The sequence below is a fragment of the Collimonas fungivorans Ter331 genome (assembly GCF_000221045.1).
Taxonomy (GTDB): Bacteria; Pseudomonadota; Gammaproteobacteria; order Burkholderiales; family Burkholderiaceae_D; genus Collimonas; species Collimonas fungivorans_A.
On record NC_015856.1, the window covers coordinates 2,873,502 to 2,891,706 of the forward strand.

The 18,205-nt window shown below is 59.8% G+C and carries 16 protein-coding genes; 8 read left to right on the plus strand and 8 right to left on the minus strand.

All coding sequences use genetic code 11. The features are described from left to right. Window position 1 precedes the first annotated feature (1 nt). Window positions 2–391 carry an NnrU family protein gene (locus CFU_RS23325; RefSeq protein ID WP_190275148.1) on the minus strand — a complete coding sequence of 130 codons (390 nt, stop codon included), beginning with the start codon at window positions 389–391 and terminating at the stop codon, window positions 2–4. Between the two features lie 147 nt (window positions 392–538). Beyond that, window positions 539–2,596, minus strand: a complete 2,058-nt coding sequence (locus tag CFU_RS12445) for a S46 family peptidase (RefSeq protein WP_041741906.1) — start codon at window positions 2,594–2,596, stop codon at window positions 539–541. A 31-nt stretch (window positions 2,597–2,627) separates the two neighbouring features. On the opposite strand from CFU_RS12445, the gene CFU_RS24890 reads away from it, so the two are divergent. The 5 genes from CFU_RS24890 to CFU_RS12465 all read left to right on the plus strand — a co-directional run bounded on the left by CFU_RS24890 (window position 2,628) and on the right by CFU_RS12465 (window position 7,063). After that, window positions 2,628–2,804: a hypothetical protein gene (locus tag CFU_RS24890; protein ID WP_238531304.1), complete on the plus strand. Its 177-nt coding sequence runs from the start codon at window positions 2,628–2,630 to the stop codon at window positions 2,802–2,804. Window positions 2,805–3,059: 255 nt separating this feature from the next. Further along, window positions 3,060–3,551: a spore coat protein U domain-containing protein gene (locus CFU_RS23870; RefSeq protein WP_041741908.1), complete on the plus strand. Its 492-nt coding sequence runs from the start codon at window positions 3,060–3,062 to the stop codon at window positions 3,549–3,551. Window positions 3,552–3,607: 56 nt separating this feature from the next. Further along, window positions 3,608–4,303: a fimbrial biogenesis chaperone gene (locus tag CFU_RS12455; protein WP_190275150.1), complete on the plus strand. Its 696-nt coding sequence runs from the start codon at window positions 3,608–3,610 to the stop codon at window positions 4,301–4,303. Between the two features lie 46 nt (window positions 4,304–4,349). Further along, window positions 4,350–6,596, plus strand: coding sequence for a fimbria/pilus outer membrane usher protein (locus CFU_RS12460; RefSeq protein WP_190275151.1), 2,247 nt, complete (start codon window positions 4,350–4,352; stop codon window positions 6,594–6,596). Then, window positions 6,593–7,063 carry a spore coat protein U domain-containing protein gene (locus tag CFU_RS12465; RefSeq protein ID WP_041741913.1) on the plus strand — a complete coding sequence of 157 codons (471 nt, stop codon included), beginning with the start codon at window positions 6,593–6,595 and terminating at the stop codon, window positions 7,061–7,063. The genes CFU_RS12460 and CFU_RS12465 overlap by 4 nt, the downstream gene beginning before the upstream one ends. Before the next feature lie 78 nt (window positions 7,064–7,141). Here the strand turns inward: CFU_RS12465 and aceB are convergent, their stop codons facing one another. Beyond that, complete coding sequence (gene aceB, locus CFU_RS12470; protein ID WP_014006398.1) at window positions 7,142–8,728, minus strand: malate synthase A; 1,587 nt, start codon at window positions 8,726–8,728, stop codon at window positions 7,142–7,144. 268 nt (window positions 8,729–8,996) lie between these two features. Here aceB and CFU_RS12475 point away from each other — a divergent pair, with 268 nt between their 5' ends. Together CFU_RS12475 and CFU_RS12480 are read left to right on the plus strand one after the other, a co-directional pair. After that, window positions 8,997–9,902 carry a LysR family transcriptional regulator gene (locus CFU_RS12475; protein WP_014006399.1) on the plus strand — a complete coding sequence of 302 codons (906 nt, stop codon included), beginning with the start codon at window positions 8,997–8,999 and terminating at the stop codon, window positions 9,900–9,902. A 375-nt stretch (window positions 9,903–10,277) separates the two neighbouring features. After that, window positions 10,278–10,976: a TerC family protein gene (locus CFU_RS12480; RefSeq protein ID WP_041741915.1), complete on the plus strand. Its 699-nt coding sequence runs from the start codon at window positions 10,278–10,280 to the stop codon at window positions 10,974–10,976. A 55-nt stretch (window positions 10,977–11,031) separates the two neighbouring features. Here the strand turns inward: CFU_RS12480 and fghA are convergent, their stop codons facing one another. The 4 genes from fghA to alr form a co-directional block, all read right to left on the minus strand. Continuing rightward, window positions 11,032–11,880 (minus strand): S-formylglutathione hydrolase, encoded by an 849-nt coding sequence (gene fghA, locus CFU_RS12485; RefSeq protein WP_041741917.1) that lies wholly within the window; start codon window positions 11,878–11,880, stop codon window positions 11,032–11,034. Next, a complete protein-coding gene (locus CFU_RS12490; RefSeq protein ID WP_014006402.1) occupies window positions 11,880–12,986 on the minus strand; it encodes an S-(hydroxymethyl)glutathione dehydrogenase/class III alcohol dehydrogenase in 1,107 nt (368 codons plus the stop codon). The genes fghA and CFU_RS12490 overlap by 1 nt, the downstream gene beginning before the upstream one ends. Before the next feature lie 67 nt (window positions 12,987–13,053). Next, window positions 13,054–14,424 (minus strand): DNA repair protein RadA, encoded by a 1,371-nt coding sequence (radA, locus tag CFU_RS12495; RefSeq protein ID WP_014006403.1) that lies wholly within the window; start codon window positions 14,422–14,424, stop codon window positions 13,054–13,056. A gap of 218 nt (window positions 14,425–14,642) precedes the next feature. Beyond that, window positions 14,643–15,719, minus strand: coding sequence for an alanine racemase (alr, locus tag CFU_RS12500; RefSeq protein WP_014006404.1), 1,077 nt, complete (start codon window positions 15,717–15,719; stop codon window positions 14,643–14,645). Window positions 15,720–15,929: 210 nt separating this feature from the next. Between alr and lplT the strand changes: the two genes are divergently transcribed. Beyond that, entirely contained in the window at window positions 15,930–17,192 is a 1,263-nt protein-coding gene (gene lplT, locus CFU_RS12505; RefSeq protein WP_041741919.1) for a lysophospholipid transporter LplT, read from the plus strand. Between the two features lie 88 nt (window positions 17,193–17,280). Here lplT and CFU_RS12510 read toward each other — a convergent pair whose 3' ends face one another. Further along, window positions 17,281–18,099 carry a hypothetical protein gene (locus tag CFU_RS12510; protein WP_014006406.1) on the minus strand — a complete coding sequence of 273 codons (819 nt, stop codon included), beginning with the start codon at window positions 18,097–18,099 and terminating at the stop codon, window positions 17,281–17,283. Between the last annotated feature and the right edge of the window lie 106 nt (window positions 18,100–18,205).

Consider the following 18,205-nt stretch of genomic DNA (forward strand, 5'->3'; position numbering starts at 1 on the left):
ATCACGCGCCCCAAGGCACAACCGCCACACCCATCAGTTGGCGATGGAATGTCATCGCCGGCACAGCCAGCAGCAGGCCCGAGACACAGGCAATCACATCGAACTTCAGCGCCGGGGTAAATGGCTTGTAGCTCTTGCGCTGGATCACGGAAAACAGATCGATCACGGCGTAAGCCAGGAAAGCGGCAAACAGCAGCGTTGCCTTGGCATGCCCGTTCGCCAGCAAATGCACCAGCGACCAGATCACCAGACCCAGCGCCGACAGCAAGGCAAACAATCCCTTGTAGCGATTTTCACCGAAAGCATGGACCAATTGCACCTTCAAGGGCGGCACGACGGGAATCAGATGGAGGCCGAGAAAGAGCAGCAGCCCCAGGCTCAATATTTCCAAGATCATTCTCCTTCATGACAATCACTCGGCGGGCATCGCCGCCAGACAGATGCAATGAAAAATCCCTCGGGGCGTGGCCGCCGCGAGGGATTCATTATAGATACCAATTCACGGACTCCGGCGCAGTTTTACCAGGTCCGCCGGGCTTCAATGCGCCTGGATTTCCTTGACCAGGTCAGCGCCGCCATAGACCTTGCCCAGGGTTTCCAGGATGGCGCCGCTATGCACGGCGATCGAGCGGTTGTCGCGCGGATCGAACCAGAATGCGCCGCCCAGCGAGTGGATGTTGCCATCGAAAATCAGGCCGACGATTTCACCGTTGCGATTGATCATCGGACTGCCCGAATTGCCGCCGATGATGTCGTTGGTGGTGGCAAGGTTGTAGCGTTGCGCCAGGTTCAGCTTGCTCTTGGCGGCATGCCAGGAAGCCGGCAAGGCGAACGGATCGGCGCCAGTGTCACGCTCGAAGGCGCCGCCGATCGTGGTGAACGGCGGGATCTTTTTATCGCCTTCCTGCCAGCCCTTGACTTCACCATATGACAGACGCAAAGTGAAGGTCGCATCCGGGTAAGCGCTGGTGCCTTGCTCGGCAAAACGGGCCTGTGCGATCAGCTCGGAATTCTTCTGCTGCACGGAATCCACTTCTTTTTCGTAGCGTGCGCGGATGGCGCGCGCAGCCGGATCGAGCGCCAGTTCCTGCTTGATGAACGGATCGTCGGATTTCAGGATCGCTTCCTTGCCGCCCTGCCACAGCGCCTTGCGCACCGCCGGATCGCCCAGCTTGGTGTGGTCGATCAAGGCGTCGCTGAGCTGTTCAGGCGACTGCTTGCCGAGCACCTGCTTGACGAACGGGTCGTCGGTGCCGAGCATCTCGCGCAGCTTGGTGAGCGAAAGCGACAGCATCACCTTTTCGTATTCCGGGTATACCGGTGCGGTGGAAAACAACTCTTGTTCCAGCTCCGGCAGCTTGGCGTCGGCATATTCCGGCAAGCGTTCGCCGCTCGGCTTGGCGCGTTCTTCCGCGCCGCGCACCAGGGCCCGCGCATAGCTGGAATACTTGCTGGAGAAACCGCGGCCGCCTTCGATCAGGCCGTAAGGCGCTTCGATCTGGCGATACGCCTGCTGCGCCGCCGCTATGGCGTCCCAGGCGCCGCCGACCTTGGCTTGCAGCGCCGGCTGCTTGGCCACGAACTGGCGCAAGGCAGTTTCCTCATCCTGCTTCTGCTTCATCAGCGCAGGATCCTGCAAGGCGCTCAGGCGTCCGCGAAACGCCTTGTAGGCATTCTCCACGCCGAACAAGGCATGCTCGGCGTTACGCGCCGCTTCCGGACTATTCTTGCTGTACTGTTCCAGCACGCCGCGCATTTCCGCCAGCCGGATCAGGTTGTTGACCAGCGTCAGGTCGCGCAAGGTAGTCAGCTGCGACACCGTCAGCTGGCGTTGCGTCGAACCCGGCTGGCCGGTCACGAATACCATCTCGCCTTCTTGCGCGCCGCTTTTGCTGAACGGGAAATAGTTTTCGATCTTGGCCGGCTTGCCGCCTTCATAGGCGCGCAGCAAGGTGATGTCGAGGTCGTAGCGCGGGAAATTGAAATTGTCCGGATCGCCGCCAAAGAAAGCTGCAGCTTTTTCCGGCGCCCACACCAGGCGCGTGTCCTGGAAGCGGTGGTATTTGTAGACTTGATACAAGCCGCCGTGATACAGGTCGACCACGTCGCAGCGCACGGTTTCCTTGTCGTTGCCGACACAGGCTGAGGTCAGCTTGGCCTTGACAGCGTTCTGCGCATTCTTGAATGCCGCGCCGTCCAGGCCCGCGGTTGCATTCTTGACTTCGGTAGTGACGTCGGTGATCTGTTCCAGGCGGTTCAATTCGATTTCCGGGCAGATCAGTTCCTGCTCACGGCCTTTGGCCAGAAAGCCATCCTTGATCAGGTTCTTTTTTGCTGTCGACATCTGGTCCAGGCACTCGGAAGCGCAATGGTGATTGGTCATCACCAGTCCGTCTTTTGAAACAAACGATGCCGAGCAGCCGCCGGCAATCCGCGCCGAGCCCAGCATGGTGCGCTTGATCCAGCCTTCGCTCGGGGTAAACCCGTATTCGGCCTGCATCTTCGCCTTCGGCAAATTGTCCAAAGTCCACATTCCTTCTGCCGCCAGCGCCATGCCAGGCACCAGCAGTGCTGCAAAAAGCCAATGAATTCGCATCGTCGTCCCTATCAATAATAAATTTTTAGGAGTGAAACATTACCACATTGAAATGCGACGCGTCATCATCGGCCCGCGCCGCACTATTGCAAGCGCGGCAGCAGCCGAAATCGGTGAATTTAATGAATTGCATGGTGATGTTTTCTGCTTGGAGGCGGGCTACGGATGCAACCTCTCTATTTTTATTGCATTTAAAACACAACAATAAAATCCTGCCCGAAAGTACATTTGTTGACAGCAATCTCAAAACGCACAAAAACCTCACTTTTTTACAAAAAAACAAAATGACTTGACGTGCCTTCCCTATGACGCCAATATGAACAAAAGAAAATATTTCCCCAAGGAAAATATAAGAGAGAGGATGCCGAGCATTAACAAATGTCCAAGCGGTCGCTTGGGTTTCCACAATACAAAAATGTCAATCGGGAGATTTGCCATGAAAAGGTTTGTTCGGAACGGCATCTTGCTTATCGCATCAGCAACTGGCTGTGGCGGCGCCGTAGCGGCCACCGCAACCGCCACCATGACCAACACGGTCACCATTTCCAATAACTGCAGCATTTCCACCCTCGGCTTCACGACGACCTACGATCCTATCGTCACCAACGCCACCACCAACCAGGACATCACCGCCAGCGTCACCACCACCTGCACCATCGGTGCTTCGCCGGTGATTACGCTGGGACAGGGCGCCAACGCCAATACCGGCTCGACCGACGCCGTGCCGTTGCGGCGCCTGACCAGCGGCGGCGGCACTCCGGCCTTCCTTAACTACGGTCTGTTCTCCGACTCCGGCCGTACCGTTACCTGGGGCAATACGGTCGCCACTGCGCCCGTCGCCGTGACCGCCACCGGCAGCGCCACGCCGATCACCATTTATGCGCGGGTGCCGTCCGGCCAGTCCGTCAAAGCGGCGACTTATATAGATACCGTAGTCGCCACCGTCACTTTTTAAGGCGGCCGATGATGCTCAAGCTGAAGCGATGGCCCGCTGTTGCTTTTGTCTTGTGCATGTTTTTTGCACAAGATATAAACGCAGCCTCGTTTAACGTCAATCCGATAGGTTTCGACCTGAGTGCGGAACGCGCTTCCGGCGTGCTGCAGATCAGGAACACCGGCGACGAACCGGTGCGCATACAGGTCGGCGCGGTCGACTGGAGCACCGACGGCCGCCAGGAAGTGCTGGCGGATACAGATGCCCTGCTGCTGAATCCCCCAATCTTCTCGATCGAGCCGGGACAGATCCAGTTCCTGCGCTTCGGCGTGCGCCATCCGATGACTTCCGCGACCGAAAAAAGCTACCGCCTGCTGATCGACGAAGTACCACCCAGCGGGCCGCAGGCGCCAGGCTTGAAGACTCTGCTGCGAATCAGCATCCCGGTTTTCATCGCGCCCAAGACAAAACAGGAAAAGATTTCCTGGCAGCTGAAACGGGAAAGCGGCGGCCTGGTGCTGGTGGCAGCCAACGACGGCAACGTCCATGCCAAGATCATCCATATCCAGCTGAACAATGCGCTGAACAACGGCGACAGCGGAGACGGCCTGCAGATCAGCACGCCTGCCTATGTCTTGCCTGGACAGCACAAGCAATGGTCGCTGGCGAATGGGAAGATCCGTGCCGGCGCGGTCCGGCTGCAAATTCAGACAGACAAGGGCGAGATTGAAGAACATCTCATGCTGGAGGCTGACCAAGTATCTAGCCGCTAGCCTGATCGCGTGTCACATCCCGGCTCTGGCAGCAGCTGACAAGTCAGTGACAGAACAGGAAATCATATTGGCGGTGACCGTCAACGACAGGAAATTGACGGATGCAACGCTGATTGTGCGCACCGCAGCCGACGGCATTATCGTGCCGGTGCAGTTGTTGAACGAGGCGCGCTTGCGCTTGCCGGATGTCGCCGCCATCAGCAGCCACCAGCAAAGCTATTATCCGCTGGCGGCGCTGCCTGGCGTGCGTGCCGAGATCGAGGCCAGCACACAGACATTGAACATCCATGCGGCGCCAGGCGCTTTCACCGATTCGGCATTCAACCTTGGCGAGCACCAGCCTCTGCTGCTGCAGGCCGCGGAAACCGGCGCATTCCTGAATTACGACGTCAATTACGCCAAGGGCCAAGGCCAGGGCCAAAACCAGACCAATCTCTCCGGCCTGGCGGAACTGGGCGTATTCAGCGGCGGCGGCATCTACACCAGCCGCTTCGTCGGCCAGGACCTGACCGGCCAGCGTTCGCTGTTCCGGCTCGACAGCCAGTACACGCGGGATTTCCCGCTGCAGCAGGCGACCCTGGTGGTCGGCGACAGCATTAGCGGCGGCAGCGCCCTGTCGCGCCAGGTATATTTCGGAGGTCTCCAGTGGCGCACCAAATTCTCTACCATTCCCGGCTACCAGGCCATCCCGCTGCCGGCATTCAGCGGCACCGCGGCGGCGCCTTCCGTGGTCGACATCTACGTGGATAACATCCTGCGCCTCAAGCAGCCGGTCGACACCGGCCCGTTCACCATCAACAACCTGCCAGTGTATGCCGGCCAGGGCAATGTGCAGATGGTGGTGCACGATGTGCTCGGACGCCAGCAGGTCTATACCCAGGGCTACATCACCAGCGCCCAGCTGCTGCGCCAAGGCAGCAAGGATGTCTCTTACGAAGTCGGCGCGCTGCGCGACAATTTCGGCAGCAAGGACAGCGACTACGGCCGGGTGTTCAGCTCCGCCACCGTGCGCTACGGCGTCAGCAACAGCAGCACCGTCGAAGGCCATGGCGAAATCATGCGCGGCCGCGAGTCGCTGGCGGTCGGCGGCGCCGTCGCCGTCGGCGATATCGGCTTGCTGAGCGGCGGCGTGGCTGCCAGCAATTCGGAACGCGGCAACGATACCCAGCAATACCTGCAGTTCGACCGCCAGGGAAGCATATATGCCTTGACCCTGCGCGCGCAGACTGCCGGCCCGCGCTTCTGGCAGCTGGGCCTGCCCGACGATATCCCGGCGCCGGCCCAGCAGATCCAGGCGCAGGCCAATGTCTCGCTGGGCGAACGCACCAATGCGGCGATCGGCTACCTGAGCCAGGTCAACCGCGGCCAGGACAATGTGCGCGCCATCAATGCCGGCCTCAATTTCAACCTGCGCCAGAACGGCAGCATCAGCATCGGCCTGCTGAAATCGCTGACGCAGGACCGCCAGCTGTCGGCCAACCTGGTGTGGGTCATGCCGCTGGAACATCAGAGTTTCCTGCAGGTGGTGGCCAGCGGCCAGCAAGGCAGCAAATACTTCAGCACCGAATACCAGCAGACCGCGCCGCAGGAAGGCGGCTGGGGCTACCGTGCGCGCAAGGCCTTGTTCGACAACGGCGGCGAAGACATAGGCGCCAATTACATCGGCACCACCGGCGAATACATGCTCAACGCCAATCGCGTGGATGGTCAAAACAACCTGCAGCTGGAAGCGCGCGGCGGCATCGCCCTGCTCGGCGGCCATGTGCGCGCCACGCGCTGGCTGGACCAGAGTTTCGCCATGGTGGAGGTGCCGGTGGAACAGCCTATCGATATCTACGCCAACAATATCAAGGTCGGCCAGACCGATAAATACGGCGTCGGCTTCGTGCCGCGCCTGGTTCCCTACGAATCGAACACGGTCGCGCTGGACGACGCCGGGCTGCCATTGTCGATGACGCTGGACCTGGCGCACAAATCGGTGACCCCCGGCTACCGCACCGGCAGCCTGCTGAAATTCAGCGCGCAGCAGAACCGCAGCGCGACACTGGTCCTGGTCGACGAGGACAACAAATCGCTGGCCACCGGCACCCGAGTGTATGTCAACCGCGATACCACGGCGCAGGAAGTGGCTTTGCGCGGCCAGGTTTTCATACCCGAGATCGACTATCCGGCCGAAGTCGTGGTGCGCGACGGCGGTTCCGGCATACGCTGCCGCTTTCAGATCGAGACACCGCCGCAGGCCGCCGTCATGCCGGTGCTGGGACCCTATGTTTGCGCTCAGGAGATGAAATGAAACCTGCTCTGAAATGGCTGGCGGCTGCCGGTGTCCTGGCGCTGCCGCTAAGCGCGCATGCGTTGCTTGCCACCTGCACGGTTGCCACCACCGGCATTGTGTTTCCCGCCTATGCATCGCCTGGCAGCACCAACTCGGACAGTACCGGCGACATTGCCGTCACCTGTTCCGCACTGGTGCTCGGACTCGGCAGCTATACCATTTCGGTCAGTACCGGCGCCGGCACCTATGCCAACCGCAAGCTGACCTCCGGCGCCAATTTCCTCAACTACAATATGTTCACCGACGCAGCGCGTTCGATAGTCTGGGGCGACGGCACCGCGAGCACCCAGACGGTAAGCGACAGCTACGTGATCCTGGTAGCGCCGACCACCCGCCATTACACGTCCTATGGACGGGTGCCGGGGAGCCAGAACAAGCCAGCCGGAACCTACACCGATACAGTGACGGTCACTGTCACTTACTGAATATACGGGCCGAAAAAAGCCGATCTACTGATCGGCTTTTTTCTCAGGCGGGCGGCTCGGTGAGCCGCGAACCTGGATTTAGATTTCTTCGTACAGCGGCAACGTCAGGAATTCGGCAAACGACGCCGAAGTCGACATTTCTTCGAAGATCCTGGCAGCGCGGTCATACGTTGCACCGTCGCCAACCAGCGCCTTGACCTTGACCAGCTCCTGCGGAATCATTGCGACCACCATCTCGGCGGTCACTTTCTTGCCGTCGTCGAGCACGCCCTTGGTCGAGCGTATCCATTGCCATACTTGCGCACGGCTGATTTCCGCGGTGGCCGCATCTTCCATCAGGTTATGGATAGGCACGCAACCGTTGCCGGCCAGCCAGGCGCCCAGGTAATGGATGCCGACGTTGATGTTGTAGCGCAGGCCGGCTTCGGTGATCGGCGCTTCCGGCTTGAAGTCGAGCAGGTCGGCGGCGCTGACGTTGACGTCTTCGCGCTGCTTGCTGATCTGGTTCGGCTTGTCGCCCAATACCTTCTTGAACTCGGTCATGGCCAGTTCGACCAGGCCTGGATGGGCCACCCAGCCGCCGTCGTAGCCGTCGGTGGCGTCGCGCGCCTTGTCGACGCGCACGCCGCCCATGGCGATCTCGTTCTTTTCCGGATCGTTCTTGATCGGGATCAGCGCAGCCATGCCGCCGATCGCCGGCGCATTGCGCTTGTGGCAGGTCTTCAGCAACAGCAAGGCATACGAACGCATGAACGGCGCGGTCATGGTGACCTTGGCGCGGTCGGCCAGGCAGAAGTCCTTGTCCAGCTTGAATTTCTTGATGCAGGAGAAGATGTAATCCCAGCGGCCGGCGTTCAGGCCGGAGCTGTGCTCGCGCAGTTCGTACAGGATCTCGTCCATTTCGAAAGCGGCCAGGATGGTTTCGATCAGGACTGTCGCCTTGATCGTGCCTTGCGGCAGGCCGAGTTCATTCTGGGTCATCACGAAGATGTCGTTCCACAGCCGCGCTTCCAGGTGCGATTCCAGCTTCGGCAGGTAGAAATACGGGCCGGCGCCACGCGCCAGCTGTTCCTTGGCGTTGTGGAACATGAACAGGGCGAAATCGAAAATGCCGCCGGAGACGCGCTTGCCGTCGATCAGCACATGTTTTTCATCCAGGTGCCAGCCGCGCGGACGGACCACCAGGGTCGCGACCTTGTCGTTCAGTTTGTAGGACTTGCCGTTCTGTTCCAGCGAAATCGTCTTGCGGATAGCGTCGCGCAGGTTGATCTGGCCGGTGATCTGGTTATCCCATACCGGTGAGTTCGAATCTTCGAAGTCGGTCATGTAGCTGTCGGCGCCGGAGTTGAAGGCGTTGATCACCATCTTGCGCTCGACCGGGCCGGTAATTTCGACGCGGCGGCATTCCAGCGCGGCCGGGATCGGCGCGATCTTCCAGTCGCCGTTGCGGATATGCGCGGTTTCAGGCAGGAAGTCAGGACGCTCGCCGGCGTCCAGGCGCTTGGCGCGCTCGACCCGCACTGCCAGCAATTCCTGACGGCGCGTTTCGAATGCGCGGCTCAGCTTGGCGACCAGCGCCAGCGCTTCGGGAGTCAGAATTTCTGCGTATCCGGCGCCGATGGCGCCGTTGATTTCCATACCGGCCGGCAGTGTCAGTTGAGTCATGCTTTACTCCTGTTGGTTCTATGAATTGATTGGTGTCTTGGGCCAAGCTTGCCGCACCAGCCATTGTGCGGCGCTACATTCTGTTTTTTACCATGCCGGATATGTTAAATCCTGAATGGCATTATCTAATTTTTACGCTATATAGTATATTTAAACCAAATCATCATAGGTGGAACGATTTATCATTTGATCTATGCGTTTTAGTCACAAGTGAGCGTATTATAGCTCCAGTTATAGCTCCCGCTTCCAACAAACCCGGTTCGGCGACATGGATCAATTCAAGCAGATTTCCACCTTTGTCGAAGTAGCCGCCAAGGGCAGCCTGTCCGCGGCTGCGCGCGCCGAAGGGATCGCCCCCGCCATGATCGGCAGGCGCCTGGATGCGTTAGAGGAACGCCTCGGTGTGAAGCTTTTGCAACGCACCACCCGCAAGATCGCATTGACCAACGAAGGCGAAGCCTTCCTGGAGGACTGCCAGCGCATCTTGTCCGACCTGGAAAACGCCGAATCGGCGGTTTCCGAGCGCAGCGCCCACGCCAGCGGCCATCTGCTGATTTCGGCGCCGGCCGGTTTCGGCCGGCAGCACGTGGCGCCGCTGATGCCCTCCTTTCTCACCGAACACCGCGACGTCACCCTCACCCTCAACCTGAACGACCGCGTGGTCGACCTGATCGGCGAAGGCATAGATGTGGCGATCCGCATCGCGTCGCTGTCGGACTCGTCGCTGGTCGGCGCCAAGCTGGCCGACAACAAACGCATCGTGGTGGCCTCGCCGGCCTATATCAAACGCCACGGCAAGCCGCGCACCGTCGACGACCTGCAAAAGCACAATTGCCTGGCGATCAGCAGCGAAGGCAGCCAGCGCGGCTGGAGTTTTCGCCAGCACGGCAAGATCGTCACCGTCAGGGTCGCCGGCAACATGGTCTGCAACGACGGCCAGGTGCTGCATGACTGGGCGCTGGCCGGCAAGGGACTGGCCTGGCGCTCGATGTGGGAAGTCGGCAGCGAGATCGAATCGGGCAAGCTGGTCACGGTGCTGGATGAATTCGCCGCGCCCGGCAACGATATCTACGCAGTGTTTGCGCAGCGCCGCCACCTGCCCTTGCGGATCCGGGTATTCGTCGATTTCCTGCGGCGCGCCTATGCCCAGCCGGATTACTGGCGCCATGGCTAAAAGCGCGGCTGCTCGGGCCGGTTAACATTTCTTGCTTTTGGAAAATTGGTATATAATCATGCCCAGCTGCACGGCCATTCGCGTGCGGCACCCTCTCAAAGGGGAGTAGCTCCTGAATATTGCATGACGCGCAGCTTTACAGGCCGTCCCAATGTTTTGCAAGGTAGTCGTCATCACGGAACAGGCACATCGCCTGCGCCCGGTTACCCTGGCAGCGTCGCTGTTGAGCAAGACCTTTGTCAGCATGGATTCCATGCAGGCAATGTGTCGCTCATTTTATCTAAATGAGTTCCTCGCCACTCCTGCTGTTATCCACGCTTGAGGTTATTCGTTAACCCTGTTGGAGACTTTATGGATTTTTCTGGTTTACTCTCAATGCTAGGCATGGCCGACTGGAATGCCGGCGCTTTCTTCGCTGCGCTGCTGGCTATCGTCGTCATTGATCTGGTGCTGGCCGGCGACAACGCCATCGTGATTGCGATGGCGGCCCGCAGCCTGCCCGACCACCTGCGCCGCAAGGCCATCCTGTGGGGCACCGCGGGTGCGGTCATCACCCGCGTGCTGATGACTATCGGCGTGGTGTGGCTGCTCAAGATCCCTGGCTTGCTGCTGGTCGGCGGCATCGCCCTGCTGTGGATCGCCTACCGCCTGCTGACCCAGTCGGATGACGGCGAGGCGCACGGCGTGAAAGCCACCACCATGGTAGCCGCCCTGAAAACCATCATCATCGCCGATACCGTCATGGGCATCGACAACGTGCTGGGCGTGGCCGGCGCCGCCAAGGGCAGCATGGCGCTGGTGATCATCGGCCTGCTGATTTCGGTGCCTATCATGGTCTGGGGTTCGACCCTGGCGCTGAAGCTGATCGAACGCTTCCCGCTGACGATCTTCATCGGCGCCGCGATCCTGGTCTACACCGCGATGCACATGATCGTCACGGAGCCAGTCCTGCAATCGTTCTGGGACAGCCTGCCGGGCCTTAACTATGCTGCTTACGTGATTGGTTTTGTGGTCGTGCTGGGCGGCGGCTGGCTGGTTTCGAAACGGCGCGATGGCGCCAAGGTAGCCGAGTGATATAGAAAAATGCGACGTCAAAGCCCCGCCGTTCAGGCGGGGCTTTTTTTTCGGCTCAGGTTTGTGCGTTCAGTATCCGCCGGTGGAAAGCCAGGTGGTCTTCGATCACGGTCGAAATAAAATAATAACCGTGGTCATAAGCGGCATGACGGCGCAGCGTCAGCTTCTGCCCGGCCTGCGCGCAAGCTGCTTCAAACTGCTCCGGCAATAATTGCTCGGCCAGGAATTTGTCTCCCAGACCCTGGTCAATCAAGATCTCTTGCGGAAACGGTTGCGGCAAGTTCAGCATCAGCTGCGTCGCATCGTAATCCTGCCATGCCGCCTGGTCCGGCCCCAGGTAATTGCCGAACGCTTTTTGCCCCCATGGACAGAGGCTGGGCGCGGCAATCGGCGCAAACGCCGACACCGAACGGAATACCTCCGGATTACGCAAGGCCAGCACCAGCGCGCCATGGCCGCCCATGGAATGGCCAAAAATGCCGATGTTGCCGGCTTGCGCCGGGAATTCCCGCACGATGGTTTGCCGCAGCTCATGCAATATGTAAGAGTACATCCGGAAATGCGCGGCCCATGGCGCTTGCGTCGCATCCAGGTAAAAACCGGCGCCGTTGCCGAAATCCCAGCCGGCGTCGACGCCGGCGATGCCGGTGTCGCGCGGGCTGGTGTCCGGCGCTACCAGCATGATGCCGTGCTGCGCCGCATAGCGCTGAGCCCCGGCCTTGATCATGAAGGTTTCTTCGGTACAGGTCAGCCCGGCCAGGAAAAACAGCACTGGCACCGGCCCCAGCCTGGCTTGCGGCGGCTGGAATACGGAAAAGCGCATCGGCAAGCCGATTTCCTTCGAAGCATGGCGGTAGAAGCCCTGCGTGCCGCCGAAACAGGCATGCTCGCTGATGACTTCCATCAATAGATCACCACCGAACGGATCGATTCACCGCTCTTCATCAGGTCGAAGCCTTCATTGATGCGCTCCAGCGGCAAGCGGTGTGTGATCAAGTCATCGATGTTCAGCTTGCCGTCCATGTACCAGTCGACGATTTTCGGCACATCGGTGCGGCCGCGGGCGCCACCGAAAGCGGAGCCCTTCCAGACCCGGCCGGTCACCAGCTGGAACGGCCGTGTGCTGATTTCCTGGCCGGCAGCGGCGACGCCGATCACGATCGACTGGCCCCAGCCCTTGTGGCAGCACTCCAGCGCCTGGCGCATGGTGGTGGTGTTGCCTATGCATTCGAAACTGTAGTCGGCGCCGCCATCGGTCAGGCCGATGATGGCGTCAACCACGTTCTCGATTTCCTTGGCGTTGATGAAATGGGTCATGCCGAACTTGCGCGCCATCGCTTCGCGCGCCGGGTTGATATCGACGCCGATGATCTTGTCGGCGCCGACCATGCGCGCCGCCTGGATCACGTTCAGGCCGATGCCGCCGAGGCCGAACACCACCACATTGGCGCCGGCTTCCACCTTGGCGGTGAACAGCACCGCGCCGACGCCGGTGGTGACGCCGCAGCCGATATAACAAACCTTGTCGAACGGCGCGTCTTCACGGATCTTGGCCAGGGCAATTTCCGGCACCACGATGTAGTTGGAGAAAGTCGAAGTACCCATGTAATGGAAAATCGGCTTGCCGTCGATCGAAAAACGGCTGGTGGCGTCCGGCATCAGGCCGCGGCCCTGGGTCGAGCGGATCGACTGGCACAGATTGGTTTTCTGCGACAGGCAGAATTTGCACTGGCGGCATTCCGGCGTGTAGAGCGGAATCACGTGGTCGTTCTTTTTCAGGCTCTTGACGTCCGGCCCGACATCGACCACCACGCCGGCGCCTTCATGGCCCAGGATGGATGGGAAAATGCCTTCCGGATCGGCGCCCGACAACGTGTAATAGTCGGTATGGCAGATGCCGGTAGCCTTGATCTCGACCAGTACTTCACCGGCGCGCGGGCCGCCCAGTTCGACTTCTTCGATGGTCAGCGGCTGGCCGGCTTTCCATGCAATGGCTGCTTTGGTTTTCATGTGATGACCTTTACCAGAATGGGTTTGGAAATAAGGGATTATTCGGCATTCACGATAATCCTGCCAATTACTCGGCGTCGCGTATCTTGCTCAAAGCGTCATCGATGCGTTCGACGCCGATCACTTTCAAACCTTCGATCTCTTGCTTCGGCATGTTCGCCTTGGGAATCATGGCAATCGAGAATCCCAGCTTGGCGGCTTCGCGCAAACGTTCCTGGCCGCGCGGCGCCGGCCGGATCTCGCCCGCCAGGCCAACCTCGCCGAACACCACCAGCCCGCGCGGCAGCGGCCGGTTGCGCATGGACGAATTGATCGCCAGCAGCACCGCCAGGTCGGCCGCCGGTTCGGTGATCTTGACGCCGCCGACCGCGTTGATGAACACATCCTGGTCGAAGGCGGCAATGCCGGCATGGCGATGCAGCACCGCCAGCAGCATTGCCAGGCGGTTCTGCTCCAGCCCGACCGACAGCCGGCGCGCGTTCGGCACATGCGAAGCGTCGACCAGGGCCTGGATCTCAACCAGCAGCGGCCGCGTGCCTTCCTGCGTCACCATCACGCAGGAGCCGGGCACCTGGTTGTCGTGCTGCGACAGGAACAGCGCGGACGGATTCGAGACGCCCTTCAATCCCTTTTCCGTCATGGCGAATACGCCGAGCTCGTTGACCGCACCAAAGCGGTTCTTGAATGCGCGCACCAGGCGGAAGCTGGAATGGGTATCGCCTTCGAAATACAAGACCGTATCGACGATGTGCTCCAGCACGCGCGGCCCTGCCAGCGCGCCTTCCTTGGTGACGTGGCCGACCATGATGATGGTGATGCCGGATTGCTTGGCGACCCGCGTCAGCTGCGCCGCGCATTCGCGCACCTGGGCCACCGAACCGGGCGCGGAACTGAGCGCATCCGAATAGACGGTCTGGATCGAGTCGATGACCGCCACTTCGGGTTTATGCTCGACCAGGGTGTTGAGGATCTTTTCCAGCTGGATTTCAGCCTGCAGCTTGAGATCCTTGGCGTCCACCGCCAGCCGCTTGGCGCGCAGGGCGATTTGGGCGCCGGATTCTTCGCCGCTGACATACAGCACTTTTTTCAGCTTCGACAAGTTCGCCAGCGCCTGCAGCAGCAAGGTCGACTTGCCGATGCCGGGATCGCCGCCGATCAGCACCACGCCGCCGGCCACCAGGCCGCCGCCCAGCACCCGGTCGAATTCCTCGATGCCGGTGCCGAAGCGCGGCACGTCGATGGCTTCGATGTCGGCCAGGGTCATCACCGGCGCGGTCTGCGCCAGGCCCTGGTGCTGGTTTGAAAAACGGTTGCCGACCGCCTCCACGAGGGTTTCCACCAGCGTGTTCCATTGCCCGCACGACGGGCACTGGCCGGTCCATTTATTGGCGACGCCGCCGCATTCGGTGCAGGTGTAATTGGTTTTAGCTTTGGCCATTCGGTTCTACAGTCATATGATTGATATTTTCTAAAATCCTGACAAATCTTGTTTGTCCATCGCTACCGTAGGGTGGGCACTCTGTGCCCACGCGTAACCGTGATAGCCGGAGTACAGGCCCAAGCCACATCGAAACAGGCAAATATGTAGTGCGAATTCACGCGTGGGCACAGGTGCCCACCCTACCGTCTATATCGGCACGCAGGCGCATGGCGCCATCACAACTCCACGACTTTAACCCGGGTAGCCAAAGCGCACATCAGTTCATATCCTATGGTGCCGGCCGCATGCGCCACTTCGTCGATAGGCAAGCCATCGCCCCACAAGGTCACCGCGCTGCCCACCCCGGCGCCAGGCACGCTGGTGAGGTCGACCGAGAACATGTCCATCGATACCCGGCCGACAGTGACGGTGCGCATACCGTCGACCAGCACCGGCGTGCCGTTCGGCGCATGGCGCGGATAACCGTCGGCATAACCGCAGGCGACCGCGCCGATGAGCATCGGTGCGGAAGCGACAAAACGGCTGCCGTAACCGATGGCGTCGCCGGCGCCTATGCGCTGGACGCCGATGACCTTGCTGCTGAGCGTCATCGCCGGTTTCAGGCCGAACTGTTCGGCGCTGGCGCCGCCGGGAGTAGCGCCATACAGCATGATGCCGGGGCGCACCCAGTCCGACTTCAGCTCCGGATGCATCAGGTCGGCGGCGGAATTGGCGATGCTGCGTTCTTCGTTCAGGCCTGAAACGCCCTGCTCGAACTGCTGTACCTGCTGCTGCAGCGGCAGGCCCGGATTCAGCGGATCGTCGGCATTGGCGAAATGGGTCATGAGCGTGATCTTGCGCACCGCGGGAACCGCCCGCAAGCGCTGGTAGGCGGCACGATAGGCTTCCGGCTTGAAACCGAGCCGGTTCATGCCGCTGTTCATTTTCAGGTGGACATCCAGCGGCCCCTTCAGCGCGGCCTGCTCCAGCCAGGCGATCTGTTCGTTGCAATGCACGGCGAAATCGAGCCGGGCCCGCACCACGGTTTCCAGGTCTGAGGCGTCGAAAATGCCTTCCAGCAGCAGGATCGGCTTTTGCCAGCCCAGCTCGCGCAGGCGCAGCGCATTGTCCGGCTCGATCAGCGCCAGCCCGTCCGCCTCTGCAAAACCGCGTACGCCGCGCTCCAGGCCATGACCGTAGGCATTGGCCTTGACCACCGCCCAGATTTTGGCGGCCGGCGCATGCGATTTGGCAATGCGCAGGTTGTGATGCAGTGCAGAAATGTCTATGGTGGCGACTAAGGGTCTGGGCATGAATGTGCAGGGTTTGTGAAGATTCGTTGCGAAGATTCGTAGAGCTGCCTATTTTACCGGATGCACCGGCAAGCAAGGATTGGCAATCCCCATAACTCAACTAAAATTCTGCTGAACGTTTTCTCTTTTGCATGTCTCATAATCACGAATCGGTCATATTTTCATGGTATAAAGCAGGCCGGGGACACATTGTTACATTCTGGGATGCGGATGAATCGCGGTTTTTACACCATCATGGCAGCGCAGTTTTTTTCTTCGCTGGCCGACAACGCCCTGCTTATAGCAGCAATCGCCTTGCTGGCGGAAATGTCCTCGCCGGGCTGGATGACGCCGCTGCTGAAACTGTTTTTTGTCCTGTCTTACGTGCTGTTGGCTGCTTTTGTCGGCGCTTTCGCCGATTCGCTGCCCAAGGGCCGGGTCATGTTCATCACCAACATGATCAAGATCGCCGGCTGCCTGATGATGTTCACCGACGTCCATCCGCTGATCGCCTACGGCGTGGTCGGCTTCGGCGCGGCCGCATATTCGCCGGCCAAATACGGCATCCTCACCGAATTGTTGCCCGCTGAAAAACTGGTGGCCGCCAACGGCTGGATCGAAGGCCTGACCATGGCTTCCATCATTCTCGGCACGGTCCTCGGCGGCGCCCTGGTCAGTCCCCACGTCGTCTCGATCTTGCTGCAGTGGCACATACCGATTTTCGACTGGCACCTGAACACGCCGACCCATGCGGCGTTGATAGTGATCGGCATCTTGTACATTATTGCGACCGTCTTCAACCTCAAAATCCCTGACACCGGCGCCCGCTATCCGCACCAGCAACGCCGGCCGAGCAAGCTGATCGTGGATTTCGCCAACTGTTGCGCGATCCTGTGGAAGGACAAGCTGGGGCAGATTTCCCTGGCCGTCACCACCCTGTTCTGGGGCGCCGGCGCCACCTTGCAGTTCATCGTATTGAAATGGGCCGAAAAATCGCTCGGCATGCCGCTCGACAAGGCTGCCATCCTGCAAGGCGTGGTAGCGTTCGGCGTGGCCATCGGCGCCAGCGCCGCGGCGCGCATGATCCCGCTGAAAAAATCGCTGACGGTAATGCCCATGGGCATCGTGATGGGCCTGGTCGTGATGGCCATGACCGTGGTGCACTCGGTGTGGGTGGCCTACCCCTTGCTGATCATCATCGGCGCGCTGTCAGGTTATTTCGTGGTGCCGATGAACGCGCTGCTGCAGCATCGCGGCCACGTGCTGATGAGCGCCGGCCATTCGATCGCGGTGCAGAATTTCAATGAAAACCTGTCGGTGCTGACCATGCTGGTGCTGTATGCGCTGATGATCAAGATCAACCTGGACGTGAATATCGTCATCCTGCTGTTCGGCTCGTTCGTCGCCTGCATCATGTTTCTCATCATGCGCAAGCATGCGGCCAACCAGCGCGAGCATGATTCGCTGGCCTTGATTGGCGAAGTCAAGCATTAGCCAGATAGCGCAGCCGGCAAATAAAAAAAGCGGGTTTCCCCGCTTTTTTTATTTGCCGGCCGGATTCGATGCAATGCCGGCAGCTTGCTTAAAACTCTTTCTGTACGGTCAACGAAGCGGCAATGGAATTCCAGGTGCCGACATAGTTGCTGCGTTTGCCGAAATGGGTTCCGCTCAGGCCCGGAGTAATGTTCCAGCCTTTGACCGGCGTGTAGCGCAACTGAGCTCCGCCGGCTATCGAGTTATAGCTGGAAAGACCCTGATAGCTCTCAAAACGGCCGGCGCGGACAAATGGAACCAAGGTGAGTTGCTGCGATGCCTGCCACATCAGGTAGGCGCCCAATCCGGCGTTGTCAGGACCGCCCTGCACTTTTTCAACATCGAGTGAAAAAGCTGTCTTGATGGCCGGGGTGAATGTGTGCAGGTAGCTTGCTTCCGCATTGATAAATCCGGACGAACCGCTGTGATGCAGGACAGATGCCCGGAGCAGCACTTCATTGTTGCCGTCGGCGCTTTTGAAAGCGCGATATTTCACGCCGAAAGTTGCATCGGTGAAGCCCTTGTCGCCGTCAAAGCCTTCGGAACCCTGCATGCCGCCATACGAATAATGCGATTCGGCGTGATTGCGCAGGACATATGGCAGGCTCGCAAACAATTCGACACCGTGGCCCAGGCCGACATTTCCCGCAACAGCTGCGCGGCTTACATAATTGCGCTGCTCCCCCGAGAATCCCGGGGCATAGGGGCTGCTGTACGACGAGTTGCTGCGGCTCCCCGACAAGCTGCCGTCCAGGGCAAACTGCCCTTGGTCCCGAACAGTGAAACGAGAGATGATGTCATCCGCCTGGACGGCAGACGAAAAAAAAGCACCGATCAGTGCTGAGGAGATTACGACTAATTTACGCATTTATTCCCTTGATATTGCTGTTACGTTTTTTAAATTACGCTGTTGCCAACATATTATGCGGGGAATAATATTGTTTGAGAAGAAATTCTTAGCTGAAAGAAATTTA